The organism is Nocardia sp. CA-135398, assembly GCF_050955845.1.
GTDB lineage: Bacteria > Actinomycetota > Actinomycetes > Mycobacteriales > Mycobacteriaceae > Nocardia.
On the sequence record NZ_CP192084.1, the window covers coordinates 136,789 to 151,197 of the forward strand.

A 14,409-nucleotide genomic window follows, 5' to 3' on the forward strand; every position below is an offset into this window, starting at 1 on the left:
ACCAGTAGCCGCCCAGGCGAAGGAGCCCGCGAATGAGTACTCCGGCGATCCCATCTGAAGAGCTGCGCCAGTCACTGACATCGATCGGCCTCGCGATGTGCTCCGACAGCACAGAAGGCGTTCCCTCGCCATCGCAAGCAATGCAGGCCGTAAACGGCGGCGAAGTGGAGCCGAAGTACACAGTCCCCTACCGCTCTGACGAGGCGCTCGGTGAGTTGGACAGGCTGTGGCATGCCGAGGCCAAGGCCGTGTCCCTCTACGACAATGCAGGCAAGTTCCTACTCGTACTTCCGGGACCAGGCGGTAGTCGCGCTGGGTGGTTATGTGTCCAGGACGCCGTCGGTGAAAGGCTTCCCTCCCGGATTATGGCGATTACGAACTCTCCCGAGTTCATCGCGATATCGCTCGATGGTAAGCAACTTTGCGCCACTTCTCGAGAGGAATATGACTATTGGGTCATCAGCCACAAATTCCCTGAGCACTTCGAAGCCGCTGACCGTAAGCAAAGCGTGGTCTATCCCGAGGTGCGGCGGCTCGTGGAAGAAGGAACATCTCTGAGCGATCTACTATCCTACCTCGCATCGACCAACGAATTTAAGGGTCATAAAATTGAGCTGATGAATATCCTGAGAGAAGCCTGCGGAATTCAACTTTCCGATACCAGAGAACTGACAACGCTAATGGATCAGTATTGCAATTCGATTGTTCCGATGGATCAACTTGAAGCGAAATGGCGACAGCTCGTTTCTGATACCGTGCAGAGTTGAACATTCGATGGTTTACCGCGGCGGCAGAGACGGGTTCACCAGCTTCGACCCAGTGGCAGTGGTTACCGCCCAGCAGTGTTCGCATCCCGCACCCGTGACCAACGATCGCCGCGAATATCGCAACAGGCTCCTCATCCGTAACCAGGATACAAGGCGGACAGTGTGCGGCTAGCCGATGTCGAGAACTTATACCAGCATGTAGTGGAGGCCCTCTCAGCGTTAGCGCGTGTTGAGTGGGCTGGGATTGATCCAGGATTCGACAAGTCGAACTTGCGACGAACCCCACCGTATGCGGTGTGGCGCTTCGACAATGACCCGGAAGACGTAGGTCCGCGTATCAGGTCTGCGGTTGCATCATATGATGGCGCCGTCGTATGGAGCGTGGAGAAGCCCGGACGTAACTGGATCGTCAAACCCGCCCACGTCACTGAATATGGAAAGACCACCGGACTCGATGGTCGGGAATTGCTGAATGATATTAGCGCCAATGAACCGCAGTTCTGCGAAGCATCAATACGAGACTTTGGATCCCTGTTTTCGTATCTCAAATCAAACTGGTCGAGCCGTCGAAGTTCAGATCAGTAGGTGCCCGCAGCCATCATGCCGGAGTCGCACGAGGTGAAACGGCGAGTGCTCGCCACTTTAGGATGCACGAGCGCAGGCAAAAATCTCGCACGGCAATGTTGGAAAGAAGGTTCGCATGGCGTCCAACATACGTGAGCCCATAGTACGAATGGCCACAAACCGACATCACCCAAGGACGATAGGGATCTCGGCCACTGATCAGAGCTCGCGCAGATCAAGTGGGGTCGGGTACGGCTGTTTTCCTGGGCAGGCGATCGGGAACTTGTCTCCCAGCGGCTACTCACGTCCGATCTCATGGCCGAGTCGAGTGGCATCCTCGATCCCGACGTCCACTCGTCGCAGTAGCGATTCACGCTCGGGCCAGCGGTGACGCTCTACACGTTGCCAGCTGGGGTTCGTGCCAGACGAGATGACTGGGCGCCGCCACGGTCGCCCTGGTCAGACGCGAAAAGGGCGTGCCGAACGGCCCGCCGTGCTGTGCTTCGCGCTGATTGCGGCTCAGTTGCCGGGGTTGGCGTCGCGGTCGTGGCTGGTGGGGTGGCCGTCCTTGTCGTACCACTGGCCGTTCGCGTCGCGGGTCCAGCCTTCGAATTCGGTGCCGATCAGGCTGTCGACTCCCCAGCGTTCCCCCAGGCCGAGTGAGGGTGACTGTGCAGGTTCGGGCGGGGCATTGCGGCGTTTTTCGTTGAACTCGGCGAGCATCTCTCTAGCGCGCGCCAGTTCTTCATCGGAAGGGATCAAGCCTCGTGCTTCCGATTCCTCGCGGCTGTAGAAGGTGAAGCGGCCGACTTTTTCCGGCATGGGTGTGTCTCCTATGGTTCGACCAGCGTGATAATGATGCGACCCGTTTTCGGATCGGGCACTTTGCTCTCGCAGTAGAAATTGGTTCCCGTTTTGAACATGACTTCGTCGGGAGTCCCGCCGTAGTCGTGGACTTGTCGCCCACTCTTGCTCACTATCTGGAATTCGGTGTTCGTGGTGTTGGTCATGAGTTCGTTACCGCCGCGGCTGGAGCTGTTCATGAACCCGTTCACCGGTCCCGTTTCTCCGGGCTGGAATCGGGCGAGTTCTTCGGGCGTCAAATCAATATGCCGGGTCACCGTGCCTTGGTACGGGGGTAACTTATCCAGCGCGGCATTGATCCGGAGGGCTTCCGCCTGCTGATCGGCGGTGAGGTTCCCTTCGCGCAGCCCGCGAATCAGGTCCCGGCTAGGGCCGCGGGTCAGCATCCATCGTTCCTCGGTGGACATCTCACCGGTGAACTGTGTCGGTGCCGTTTTCGGCTCCACCTTCGGCGTCGCCTTGGCCTTCAAATCCTTGATGCGTTTCAGTTCTTTCGCATGTTTGGCCAGGGTCTGTTCGGCCTTTACGCCCTTTCCGAGTCTGGCGGCTTTGAATGCATCGATGAGCGCGCGAATGGGGCGCGCGAATCGGGCCGCGATGGCGACGACACGCGCGCTCGCCACGGCGGCGCCGATACCGAAGGTCACCACGCTTGCCGCGATGGCGATTGCGACAGTGATGAGCAGTTCTTTGAGCAGCTCTTCGCCCAGGTCCTCTAGGACCTTTTTCATGTTTTCGCGCAGCTCGACCAGGCCGTCGTGGTGGTCTTTCGCGCTGGCGGACAGTTCATAGAATGCGGCGGTGGTGGTCAGGGCGGCGTCGCGCAGGGCGCGCAGATCTTCATCGATGTGTTCGTATTCGGGGCTGACAATCGCCTCGAACGACCAGGCGACCCGTTCCAACTCCCCGGCCATTTTTGCCACGGGTTCGGCGTCGGCGATCTTGGTCCAGGTGTCGGCGGCTCGACCGAGCAGATCGACGTTGCCGTCGGGGATGGTGATTCCGATGGCTTCGGCCAGTTTCACACCGCCATCGATCAGGCCCTGGCCGGGGCCTCCGGCGCTCGGCAGCGGCACCCGGCACAGGTATGCCACTGGGCCGGGGGTGGCCGGTTTAGCCGGTGCCGGGGTGTCGGTGCCGAGCGTCGCGTTGTATTCGGCAACGGCGTGGTTGTAGCCGATTTCCAGCAACACGCACCCGTAGGCGTGCACCGCTTCGGCGAGGTCGTTGGACATGTCCAATAGCTCTTCGGCACGTGTGTCGTAGGTCTTGGCCCATTTCTTGGCCTCGTCGTAGGACCCGGTCATGGCCTGGCATTGGTCGAGGGTCGGCCAGAACGAATCAACGGAGGCGAACCAGTCGGCGGCCAGCGAGACGAGCTTGTTACCCGCGTCGTAGTAGACGCTGGTGTCGACATCGAGAACGGTCACGCGCGCCCCAGGGTGCGCAGGTTGGCAGTGACAGCATCGCCGTAGGCGGTGTGCGCGGTGCGGGCCGCGGCCTGCATAGCCTCGATTCCCTCCCGAACCTCCTGCGCCGCAGTAGCCCATTCCCGGTGCGCTTCGGCTTGCTTGTCGGCGGCGCGGCCGTTCCAGCTCTGTTGCATTACGGCCATGCGTTCATCGATCTCGCGTAGGGATTCGCGCAGGAAATCGTTCAGTCCGCCGATGCGGGCGGTCACATCGTCCAAGTGGTCGAGATCGACCTGATACCTCATGTGCCACAGTCCTGTTCGGTTACACGGAATCAGCTACGGGAGATCCAGGGAGGATTGCCGCAGCCCGGCGGCGTTGGTGGTGTCGGTGCCGGTGTATTCGACACCCACCACACCGAGCAATTCAGCCATGGTGTTCAGGGCCTCGAGTACCTGTAGGGCGCCGTCGCGGGTCTCCTCCCACCCCGTCGCATAGGCGGTGGCCGCAGCGCCTTTCCAACTCGTCATCAGCCCCTGCACGTCCGCGTCAGCCGACCGCACACCATTGACGAGAGTTTGCGCGGTCCGCTGCACATACTGTCCGGCATCCGAAACATGGTCCGGCACAATCGCAAACGGTGACCCGGTGGCCGACGAATCTTCAGCCATACCTGCTCTCTCAGTCGTCGGTCGGTGTTGGTCTCAGTAGGTTAGACGCGGACCATGCACGTTCGGTTCCATCAGGGGCATCTCGATCCGAACCATGCATCGGTGGCCGCTCGTGAAGCAAGGTAGTCGTCGGATAGGACGACAATTCCGGTGGACTGAATCTCCAACGGCGGCTGTGGATCTCGGTTCGTCGCCGCAACTGCCTCGCGGACCTCGAGCGTTTGCGAAAGACTGCCGAGGACCATGGAGACCAGCCACAGTAGAGCGCTGAAGGATTTCCGGGCCGCGCATGCCGAGGCCGATCCTGGGCCGCGGGGCGCCTTGGTACGAATGCGATGACAGGACGGCGGATGCCTGCCGGTCGATCGTGGTCATCTCGACGATGTGCCGGACAGCCATCGTCGAGCGCGGCCGAATACAGAATTCTTGCGCCTGCGTGTTCGTTCGATCGAGTTGTTGCACCAGTAGGGCAGCGCCTCTCGTGCGGCAAGCCACGTCTGGGGTACCCCGACGATCGGTCCGGTGCGGTTGCCGGTGTAGGCGGCGACGATCCCGCCGACGATGGCGCTGGTGGTGTCGATATCTCCGTCTGCGGCAATGCATGTGGTGACCGCGGTCGGGTAGTCGTCCAGGTATGTGGCTGCGACCCACATCGTGAACGGCACCGTATTCTGCGCGGTGACCAGAGATCCGTTGCCGAGTTCGTTCGCGGCCTCGGCGGCGGGGGCTCCGAGCAGGGTGCGGGCGCGGCGGATCAGCCGGGTCGTGTCACCGTGGTCGAGACGATCCAGGACGCCGGTAATGAATTCGGTTGGTGTGGGCCGTGTCCCGTTGAGGCGGGCATGCGCGGCTTGGGCTGCGGCGAGTGCGACCGCGACGGCACCGGTGACCCCTTCGGGATGCAGGTGAGTCACCTGTGCCGACCGGACCGCTTCGGTGACAACCTTTTCCGGATCGCTGGCATAGAAGGCACCCAGCGGGGCAACCCGCATGGCCGCACCGTTGCCACAGGAACCCTCGTCACCGAACGCGGCTGCGGCCGCGGTGCGCCAATGCACGCCATCGCGGACTCGACGCAAGGTGCCGACCGTGGCGAAGCCGTAGTCACGGCCCGGGTCGAAGCGTCGCGCGAAAGCGCTAGCAAGCCGATCCTGGTCGATCCGGCCGCGACTGCACAGCTCGGTAACCACGGAGCAGGCCATCTCGGTGTCGTCGGTCCACCCCCACGGCCCGGCAGGAAGATTACCTGCCCGAAGATCTGCGATGGATCGGCGCATGATCGGGAACTGCTGTCCCAAAGCGTCGCCGACGGACAGTCCGTCCAAAGAATCAAGCATCAACTCGACATGCATTGCGTCTGATGATAGCCAAGGGGAAGACAATCGACGCGGATGGCGAATGAAGCCCTCGAAGCAGCTTGGTGCTCAGTTCAGTTCACCGAAGTGTCGAGCGGATAGCGGGTTTCGAGGCGGGAGCGGTCTCGGTAGAAGAAGTTCAGGACGAGATCGTCGGCGATCTGGACCAATTCGTCGCGACCTTCGACGACAGATATCCACTCGTGCGGCAGGGCGGACAACCCGTGGGCCGCTCCGATAAGGTTGCCGGCCACTGCACCGGTGGAATCGGAGTCGCCGGAGTGGTTCACCGATAGCAGCAGTGCGCCACGCACGTCGCCGGTCCGGTACGCGTGCAGCGCGCAGTAGACGGCGACGGCGAGACACTCCTCCGCGACCCAGCCCTGCCCGACTTGCTCGACCCGCTCCGGCGTCGGCGGACCAAGATGAGCCAACGCCATTGCACCGGCAAGAGCGGACACCGTTTCGGAGCTGTCTGCTGGCATCGAGGTGAGACGGATGATGATGTCGCGCACGGCGATCGGCAGTTCGACCCCACTCAGCACGCTGTCGATCAGGGCCGCCAACGCACCGGCGGCCAGATAGCCGGTCGGATGGCCGTGGGTGAGCTGGGCGCATCGCATCGCGGCGTCGAACGCCTTGTGCGGACCGAGCGCGGCGAGACCGAAGGGTGCGGACCGCATCACGGTCCCGCATCCCTTCGAATTCGGATTCACCGGCCCCGACTCGCCGGGCAGATGTGGCGCCCGATATTCCTTGGCTTGGAGCCGCAACCCGCTCGTGCACGCATGGCCCGGCGACCGCATCGCATAAAGGAACTGCCGCCCCGCCAACCAGCCGTCGGGTTCGGGCGCGGGCTTGACTTGCTCCTGGGTGGTCAGCCAGCGCAGATACGCGCGCCGCAGCACTGGAGCTGGATCCGCGCCGGGCGGGCAACGCAGCAAGCCTTCAGCGGTGAACATCGTCATCTGCGTGTCATAGGTAATCTCTTGCGGCACACCGGGTATCAGGCCAGGCAGGAAGTCGGTGACGCCGCCCACCCCATACCGCTCCCTGATCTGCGCCAACTGCAAGAACTCGATCGGCCATCCGAGCGCATCGCCCACCGCCCCACCCAACATTGTCCCACGCACCCGGTCGAACAGCTTCTCGTCTTCCCGCACGGCCACCGATCCTTGCACTGATCTGAAACTCTTGGCCAAGCGGAGTGGATCTGCTACACAATCGGCCGAAATCATGAAGAGCTCGAAGTAGTCCTCGTCAACCTCGACGATGGTGTCTGCCCGTTTGGGGACCGGGTGCTGCGGCGCCTCACCTTTTGGTTGGTGTTTGCTCGGTCGAAAACCAACTGGGCGCTGCCCGATGAGGAGACCACCTGGACCAACTCCCGGGGTTCAGTCAGTGTCCGATGACGCTCAGTCCCGTGGATCCGGCACGTCGGTCGAATCTCCTTCTGTCGTAGTGAATGAGAAGTCCGGCAGTCGGCGGGTTCCAGCGGAGATCTCGAAGCACAAATCGCTGTAGGCGACGCAGAGCTCGGTGAGACGACGCTGGGCATAACGCAACAGCAGCGGCGGAGTGTTCGGCTCGGATGCGCCGCGGGCATCGACCGAGAACTCGGCGAGGCGATCGATCACCATGCCAATGGTCTCAGTGTGCAGGTACGCAGCGTCATAGGCCGGGCGCTTGGCCGAGGCCACCCAATCATCGATCCGGCCCACCAATCGAGCCCGTTCGATGTCGATCGCAGCGACATCAGCATTCCCTTCCGAACGAGCCTCGTGCAGGCTGGCCAACTCGTAGGCGGCACGCAGAACCGGATGCTCGATAGCTACAGTCCCCGCGCATGCTTGCAAGATCATGTCTTTGGAAGGCAGCGGCGTCCTCATGACCGCCTCACCCGGCGGCTCGGCAGACGCGGGCGATCACCGAGACGGAAATCGGTAAGTCGTTGGCGCTGTGCATATTTGATCCACAATCTGTCGTCGGAAGTCATACGTTGCTCCGTCCAGGACATGGCTCGACGCAGTCCATGCCCGAATGTTGTTGGCGTGGAATCCATTTCCGGGGCGAACCTCAGGCGTCGCCTGCTTCCACCAGGAACGCCGCGACCTGGAGGTGTACGAAGCAGTCGTCGGGCCGGTGCGTTGCGTGAATACGCTGCAGTTGCACTGCCCGCGCGACGGTCAGCTCCATGAGATGGACATGACACCAGCGCTCGGCCAATGCGCCGTCCGCCGCGACGAACTCCTTGCGCTGCGGCGGATCTGGCACCGTCACTGCTCTGTGTAGCTGGCGGCGGTGTCACTGCCGCCAGCCGCGGTAAGGAGTTGCCCGTGCACATCTCCGGTGCCATCCAGTCGCACCCGGGGCGGCAGAGCATCGGCAGCTTTGTCTGGCAGCCGAACTCCTCCAGCCCTGACATCGGTGACCAGCTGGTCGAATGCCTCGATGTGGCAGGACAGCATGTACGCATCACGTTCGCCGTGCTCGGGATCGTTTCGGCGCAGCGTGTAGAGAAGGTATTTCCAGGCCAGCCACGTCACCATTTCGGCGTACGACGAAGGCGCGAGCGGAGCGTCGGGCTGGACCGCGATGTCCTTCGTGTGTCCTTCGGCTTCGTGGTCGATCAAGAAGGTCAGGATGGACAGTTGTTCGTGGACGACATCGGGAACATCCCGGCGATGGTCGTAGATCACGCGCAGGATGCCGATGTACTGCTGCGCGCAGCGCAGCATCACCGTCGTCGGTTCTTCTGCCCCGGCGAAGACCCGCAGGAAGGGTCCGGCACCGTGCAGCGGCTGACCGGGCTCGGCCTCAACGGGTGACAACGAGAAGGAGGCTGGCGTGCTTGGGGAGGTGCCCAACGCGACGTCGCCCCGCGGCTGGCGGTCCAGTGGCATGAGGAAGTGGCCCTTCAGATTTCGAGTGTCGATAGTCCGCGCGGCGGTTGCGCCCGATGAGTGAGGAACGTCAGTCCCACAGCGCCGCACATGGCAGCGGTGGTAGGTCGGCAGCCACGTCGTTATCGACCGTGACAGTGAACTCCGGAAAGCCTTGGGCCAGTTCGGCGGCGACGTCGGCGGCTTGCTCGGCCGAGGCAGCGAAATCCAATTTCAGCGCACCGGATTCGATATGAATGTGGCGGATGCGACGCGGTGGACGTGGTGCTCGAACGGGCCGAAGCGGTGCCATCACCGATCACCGCCCGAGCACCAGTTGCTGGCCGGATTCGATCGCGGCCACCAGGCAGTCATAGCCCTGACACAGCTGTGCCAACCGGGTTGCCTCGGGCGGCTCCTCATCGGTCGCAACGGCGGCGAGGACCTGTGTCCAGAGGTCGGCCATCCGAGCAACCAACGCCCCGATGCTTTCGGTCTGCACGACCATGACCGGAGTGCCCTCGGGCACGCCGGTGATCGGGACTGGTGGCGGGGCCGAGGCTGGTGCGATTGTCCGCCGTTGTTGTTGGCGGTGGTCGACGGTGTCGTCGATGACGGCGATCAGGGTCGTGATAGCCTCGCGCGCCGAAATCCGCTGCGAGGCAGCCTGTTTCAGTTTGTGATGGCCGGTCTTTTCGTTTGCGAGGGACAGGAGCGCCTGTCGGTATTGTCGCTGGCAGGCCACCAGATCGGCCGCCGCGTCGACGATGTCACTGCTCTGCAGCGGCCGTAGCCCGGCGAAGGCCGCCAGCAATACCTCACTCGACGGCAACGCCGTCACTGCTGCCCATGTTGGGGTTGTCTCACTTGGAGTGTCGTCTGTGGCGTTCGGGGGACGATCCTGCCGTGCGTCGTTCTCATGCGTGCTGGTCACGGCCGATCACCGCGGCTTACTCGTGGACAGCACCATCTGGCCGGCTTCGACCAGTGTGTCGAGCGCGGATGCTTTCCGCGGGCAGTTCTTGGCCCGGCAGGCGAGATGAATCTGAACGACTTCGTGGGCTTGGGCGGGGTTGAACGGCACCATTGGTGCGGCGTGTGCCGCGGCGTCGCACAGGGCGATGAGTTGGTACATGGCAAGGGAATTTGCGGTGGCCATCGTTTCGGCATCTCCTGGTCTGGCGGGCTTGATCGGAGGTGCCCGGCCTCGGGGGCGTTTCGCCACCGGCCTGCCGACTCTGGCGGGTCGATGCGCCGGACAAGGGGTCCGGCGTCGGCCCGGTGCCGGGTACCAGGGCTGACCGTAGGGCCGCGAAACCGGCTATTTCCCGCTCAAATGGGGAGTCGTTTTAGAACATACGGAAATCGGTATAAAGTCCGTATGGGCGTGAAAACGCTTGATAGTCAATGCCGATCCGCCATTAACCATGACGCAACATGATGTAGCGGGGAGCCCGACGATGCACATGACGACCGGTGAGACGATCCGACGGATACGCAAATCCATCGGTATGACACAGGCGGAACTCGGCGCACTCCTGCACTTCACACAGCCCGCTGTCTCGCAGCTGGAGCATGATGGTCCGGCCGTTTATGATGTGCGCGTTCTCCGCCGTGTGGCGAAAGCTCTGCAAGTGCCGCTCGCCATACTCGCGGTGGAGTCGGATGAGGAGGCGGAGGTGAATCGGCGCCAATTTTTCAAATCGGGGGCGGTCGGAGTTGGTGCTGCGATGGCGGCAGATAGACGACAGATCCCTCCGCCGGTTTCCGCAGGCGTCAGGCTTGGCCAAACGGACGTCGAGCGAATCGCCAAGAGCGTCAATCAGATCCACGAGCTTCAGCTGATAGCTGGTGGTGATCGGTTGTGCGAGGTCGCCGCCAACGAAGTGCGGTATGTCGAACAGCTGCTGGATCTGGGTAGCTACAGCGACGAGGTCGGTAAGGCCCTGACCGGCGCTGGCGCCGAGATGATGACTGCCGCAGGATGGGTCCACTACGACGCCGGCCGCTGGGGCGACGCCAGACGCTACTATGCCGATGCCGTTCAGGCCGCTACGGCTGCGGGTGAGGGTACCGCTGCTGCTCACGCTTGGATAAATGCCTGCCTGTTGTCATATCGGGAGGGTTCGCGGCCCAGAGAAGGAGTGCAGTTAGCTGAAGCCGCGCAGCTCGCGGCTAGGAGGCAAGGTGGCCCGAAGCTGCGGGCGCTGGCAGCCATCCGTGAGGCCGAAGCGCACAGCGCGATTGGCGATCATACCGCCATGGAGGCAGCAGTGAGTCGGGCACACCGAGCGTACGATTCGACCAGAGGGCAGGATCCTGCCTATCTGGCGCATCTGCCTGAAGCGCAGATCAGTGGTTTGACCGGACTGGCCTTCATGCGCCTCGGCAACCATCAGCCAGCAACCACCTATCTGCAGGCGGCAATAGGCGGCACTGCTGTCTATCCCCGTGAACGTACTGCCTGGCAGATCCGTTTGGCGCAGAACTTCATTCGGGCCACGAACGTTGCCGAGGGATGTGTCGTGTTGACCGACAACTTTGAAGACATCGCTAAGGTCGCGTCGACCCGCCTTCAAAGAGCACTTCACGAGATCGCTGATGATCTACGACCGTATTCATCGGTTCCAGAGGCGAGAGACTTTCTTGGGATGTGGACGGCCCTCTGATGCCGCTAGTCCCTATCGTGAAGGTATTTAGCGACTCGCGTATTCAGCAGTGAATATCTTTGTCTCGTGCTCTCGTACGACAAGCAGAACTCGCGCGTTGACGCGAAGCCTTTCATTTTCGGTTTCGGCTTCGAAAACCGTGTCGTATCCGGGAACTGCTGCAGGGTGAGGTCGACGATGCCGCCATCGACGAGATTGAAATAGTGCGAGACTGTTTCACCGCTCGGCAGGGTGGCAGTTGTATTGAGGATCTCGCCACCGACGTAGTCCTGGACCACGCACGCGGTGACGGCGCACTGTCCCTTTGCGTGATTCGCTTGTGTCCAGTCCGAGGCCGCACTTGTATCCGCTGACCACGACTGTTCCAGCGCAGTCCTGAGGACCTCAATGGTGACGGTGCCCATGCTTGGAGAGTATCAAGCGCTGGTTGGGGCTGCGAAAGCACTGATGGACGCCAGGCACGCCTGATTCGGGCATCGCCGTGCTAGGCAGTTCGCGACTGATGTACGGCTGGGGCTGGTAGCTCCGCCGAAAGTTCTCGCGACCTGGGATGCTGTCTCTTCGGCGTTTGGCGGTGAACGTCAGCCGAACACTCAATCGTCTATGGCAGCGGCGGGCGGGCCTCCGCGTGTACGGCTGGGTCGTAGCTGTGGCAGCCAGTCTTCCGGATTGGTTGAGAGCACCGCTGGCAGTACCCAATATGCCGGGTCCGGATTTCGAGGGGCCCAAGTGGAGGGTGCCCCCAGCGTGAGTACGTCGTCAAACGCCACCCTGCTGACCTCGTCCGGATCCCGCGTGACAGAGTTCAGCAGCAACGGCTTACCGTCAGGACCTGACTGCGGATTCCACGTTCGGTAGGTGACTTGACACGGATCGCAGATCTCGAACGTCACCTGCCGAGCTGTTTCCGCGTCTGGGTGTGAGAGCCAGCTGAGTCGGTCTCCTGCCGTCAGCCGTTCTCTTCCGTGCAGCCATCCATTGGGCGCGGTCTTTTCCCGATTCAGATACGGCACAGGGTCTTCGGCACCGTCCGGGTCATTGTCGCTCAGGCCGTGGACCTTCCCGGGATCATCGGTGAGATGCAATTCGACCAGGTCGCCATCCGAATGCGCCTGCCAGATATCGACAAAGTCGGCGGTCGGTGCCAAGACATCGGGGAAGGCCGTGACGATAAACAACTGGTTGGCTTTGAGCGGCAAAACGACCCGGTCACCAGCATGCAAAGAATGCACTTTCGGCATTGGTTCCCAGCTCTCGATTCCGGTAACGATTTCTTGACAGAACCGAATCGCCTCCTCTGCGGATTCGCTAGTTACACGGAAGAACTCACGGTTCGCAGCGACACGATGAGCCGCGAGCAGTCTGTGAACGGCCTGCTCAACGTCACGCGAACGCGACGTGTAAGCCCGATATAACACCTCGAACGGGAAAGGCACAGAGGTGCTGAACAGGTCGTCCGCCCGATCCTCCGACAACCGGTGCGAATAGCCGATCTTGAGCATTCCGGGGATGGCTTGGTTACGGAGAACGTACACAAATCCGGCCCCTTGGCGCTGGGGTAACAGCAGCTGACTGGAGTCCTCGGGCGAGCGTTTGGTCTTGGACTTGGGTGACGCGAAGCCAGTCATGGCTGCTGGCGGGTCGTCAGTTTCCAACACAATGCATCGGCCAGTTCGTTCCTGCGAAGTGACCAGTAACCGACGCATGAACGACGAGCAGTCAGCCTCCGCTAAGCGCGCACAGCGCTCCAGTGCCTCACGGAGCGCAGGAATCTCCCCCGCCCCATCCGGCTTCCAGCGCTCCGGCAGGACGTTCTTGAGAGCCTTCGATGCGAACTCGGTAAGAAATCGGGCCAGTTCGCGGCCTACCTCAACACGTAAGGTGCCCAACTCGACCGGCCCCAGGTCCTTCGAGTTGTCGTCGTCCAGGTCCGCCGAATCGTAATCAGCCACCCTGATCACATCGATACAGATACCGCCCCGTCGACCGATCAACAGCAACTCACATGCATGGGCAGGGTTGCTCATGTCAAATGTAAAGGACGCTCGGAGGCCTGGTGCACCCGTCCGTGGCCTGCGACAAACCAAGGTCAGCCGATCGGGTGTGCCGGGGTCACTCTCAACCCCGAGAGGCACAGCCCCCTCGTTCAGGGTCGCTACAGCCGCCCTCTCCTGATCGCCGTGACGCACCGTAATCACCCACCAGGGCAGCGGCCCCCACATACCGTGCACGGCATCGGTGCCATCACCCCATACACCGGGCACCGTGTAGGTGTCATCGGAGGACCAAGGGCGCAACGCTATCCCGCGGCAGGACCAATTCGCTGCGGTTGCAAGACAGCACTCCTGCAAATGTCTCTCGTACGAGTGCTCAACCAGCAGCTCGCGTTCCAGGGCGCATAGCCCACCGACGGCCACGGAGATACGTTCGAGCAGGTTCTCGATTACTTCCAAGGCCCGGGGCGCGTGCCGCTCTAGCTCTAGACCCCATTCACCGGTATGGCGCAGTACCCGCCGTGCCTGAGTCCCGCGGACCAGGTCGCCACCTATCGCGTACAAGTGCTTGGCCTGTATTGGGCTGAACGACAACCGATCGGCCCAACGGTCCCAAGCCTGATTGCTCACTGTGTTGCTCAGGCCGAGCGCAGCGAGATTTCCGACCCTGGTATTGGGCTCCGTACGCAACGTGGCCCACACGTCGGGATAGTTCTGCAGCGGATCCGACTGCCAGGTCCGGCTGTTCCCGAGCCAGTCGGGGTTATCGACGCCCCAGCGCCGCACCAATTCTCGCCTCAGCTTTTCCTTGGAAACCGATCTCAACTGCCGTGCAGACCAGAGTTCCAACATTAGCTGGTAGGTGTCTTCGGGGCTCCAAACCCGCGTACCGCCGTTGAATTGGCGCGATCCTACAACCCCATCCCACTCCATTCGCCGGTAGATCTGCATAACGAGATCGGTCAGCTGTGGCTGGAAAGCAGCAGAAGTCTTGTTGTCAACCAGTACCTCGACAGTAGCGGCGATCGTACGACCACCTGCAATCAGAGCAGCAATCCGCGCAACCAGAAGCGCGCGGGTCAAGCCCGGGTCACCCAACTCGGGAGCGGTCTCAACCGCACCAAACGCAGGATGCTCGTCCTGCTGGCCGATAAGGCCCTCACAGACCGTCGCAATCCACTCATCACGTTGCTCAGCAAGATTCTCCCCAGAAAGCATCCGCCGAGTATCC

General features: G+C 61.9%; 16 protein-coding genes. 2 read left to right on the forward strand and 14 right to left on the reverse strand.

Annotated features, from left to right (window positions below; translation table 11 throughout):
- Positions 1-32 precede the first annotated feature (32 nt).
- Positions 33-767, forward strand: a complete 735-nt coding sequence (locus ACQP1T_RS00645) for a hypothetical protein (RefSeq protein ID WP_433757992.1) — start codon at positions 33-35, stop codon at positions 765-767.
- A 1,083-nt stretch (positions 768-1,850) separates the two neighbouring features.
- Here ACQP1T_RS00645 and ACQP1T_RS00650 read toward each other — a convergent pair.
- The 12 genes from ACQP1T_RS00650 to ACQP1T_RS00705 all read right to left on the reverse strand — a co-directional run bounded on the left by ACQP1T_RS00650 (position 1,851) and on the right by ACQP1T_RS00705 (position 9,674).
- Complete coding sequence (locus tag ACQP1T_RS00650) at positions 1,851-2,153, reverse strand: hypothetical protein (RefSeq protein ID WP_433757993.1); 303 nt, start codon at positions 2,151-2,153, stop codon at positions 1,851-1,853.
- 11 nt (positions 2,154-2,164) lie between these two features.
- Positions 2,165-3,385 carry an ADP-ribosyltransferase gene (locus ACQP1T_RS00655; RefSeq protein WP_433757994.1) on the reverse strand — a complete coding sequence of 407 codons (1,221 nt, stop codon included), beginning with the start codon at positions 3,383-3,385 and terminating at the stop codon, positions 2,165-2,167.
- Positions 3,386-3,621: 236 nt separating this feature from the next.
- The gene (locus ACQP1T_RS00660; protein WP_433757995.1) at positions 3,622-3,912 is read right to left on the reverse strand and encodes a WXG100 family type VII secretion target; all 291 of its coding nucleotides are present in this window, start codon (positions 3,910-3,912) and stop codon (positions 3,622-3,624) included.
- Between the two features lie 33 nt (positions 3,913-3,945).
- Complete coding sequence (locus tag ACQP1T_RS00665) at positions 3,946-4,278, reverse strand: WXG100 family type VII secretion target (protein WP_433757996.1); 333 nt, start codon at positions 4,276-4,278, stop codon at positions 3,946-3,948.
- 371 nt (positions 4,279-4,649) lie between these two features.
- The gene (locus tag ACQP1T_RS00670; protein ID WP_433757997.1) at positions 4,650-5,630 is read right to left on the reverse strand and encodes an ADP-ribosylglycohydrolase family protein; all 981 of its coding nucleotides are present in this window, start codon (positions 5,628-5,630) and stop codon (positions 4,650-4,652) included.
- A 77-nt stretch (positions 5,631-5,707) separates the two neighbouring features.
- On the reverse strand, positions 5,708-6,796 hold the full coding sequence (locus ACQP1T_RS00675; RefSeq protein WP_433757998.1) for an ADP-ribosylglycohydrolase family protein: 1,089 nt from the start codon (positions 6,794-6,796) through the stop codon (positions 5,708-5,710).
- 252 nt (positions 6,797-7,048) lie between these two features.
- A complete protein-coding gene (locus ACQP1T_RS00680; protein ID WP_433757999.1) occupies positions 7,049-7,522 on the reverse strand; it encodes a DUF4254 domain-containing protein in 474 nt (157 codons plus the stop codon).
- 187 nt (positions 7,523-7,709) lie between these two features.
- Positions 7,710-7,907: a hypothetical protein gene (locus tag ACQP1T_RS00685; protein WP_433758000.1), complete on the reverse strand. Its 198-nt coding sequence runs from the start codon at positions 7,905-7,907 to the stop codon at positions 7,710-7,712.
- A gap of 2 nt (positions 7,908-7,909) precedes the next feature.
- A complete protein-coding gene (locus tag ACQP1T_RS00690; RefSeq protein ID WP_433758001.1) occupies positions 7,910-8,464 on the reverse strand; it encodes a hypothetical protein in 555 nt (184 codons plus the stop codon).
- A 142-nt stretch (positions 8,465-8,606) separates the two neighbouring features.
- Positions 8,607-8,828, reverse strand: a complete 222-nt coding sequence (locus tag ACQP1T_RS00695) for a hypothetical protein (RefSeq protein WP_364349209.1) — start codon at positions 8,826-8,828, stop codon at positions 8,607-8,609.
- 6 nt (positions 8,829-8,834) lie between these two features.
- On the reverse strand, positions 8,835-9,356 hold the full coding sequence (locus tag ACQP1T_RS00700) for a hypothetical protein (protein ID WP_433758003.1): 522 nt from the start codon (positions 9,354-9,356) through the stop codon (positions 8,835-8,837).
- A gap of 99 nt (positions 9,357-9,455) precedes the next feature.
- Entirely contained in the window at positions 9,456-9,674 is a 219-nt protein-coding gene (locus tag ACQP1T_RS00705) for a hypothetical protein (RefSeq protein WP_433758004.1), read from the reverse strand.
- Positions 9,675-9,975: 301 nt separating this feature from the next.
- Here ACQP1T_RS00705 and ACQP1T_RS00710 point away from each other — a divergent pair, with 301 nt between their 5' ends.
- The gene (locus ACQP1T_RS00710; protein ID WP_433758005.1) at positions 9,976-11,184 is read left to right on the forward strand and encodes a helix-turn-helix domain-containing protein; all 1,209 of its coding nucleotides are present in this window, start codon (positions 9,976-9,978) and stop codon (positions 11,182-11,184) included.
- Positions 11,185-11,189: 5 nt separating this feature from the next.
- On the opposite strand, the gene ACQP1T_RS00715 is transcribed toward ACQP1T_RS00710, so the two are convergent.
- Both ACQP1T_RS00715 and ACQP1T_RS00720 read right to left on the reverse strand, forming a co-directional pair.
- Complete coding sequence (locus ACQP1T_RS00715; protein ID WP_433758007.1) at positions 11,190-11,588, reverse strand: YunG family protein; 399 nt, start codon at positions 11,586-11,588, stop codon at positions 11,190-11,192.
- A gap of 189 nt (positions 11,589-11,777) precedes the next feature.
- Entirely contained in the window at positions 11,778-14,396 is a 2,619-nt protein-coding gene (locus ACQP1T_RS00720; protein WP_433758008.1) for a GIY-YIG nuclease family protein, read from the reverse strand.
- Between the last annotated feature and the right edge of the window lie 13 nt (positions 14,397-14,409).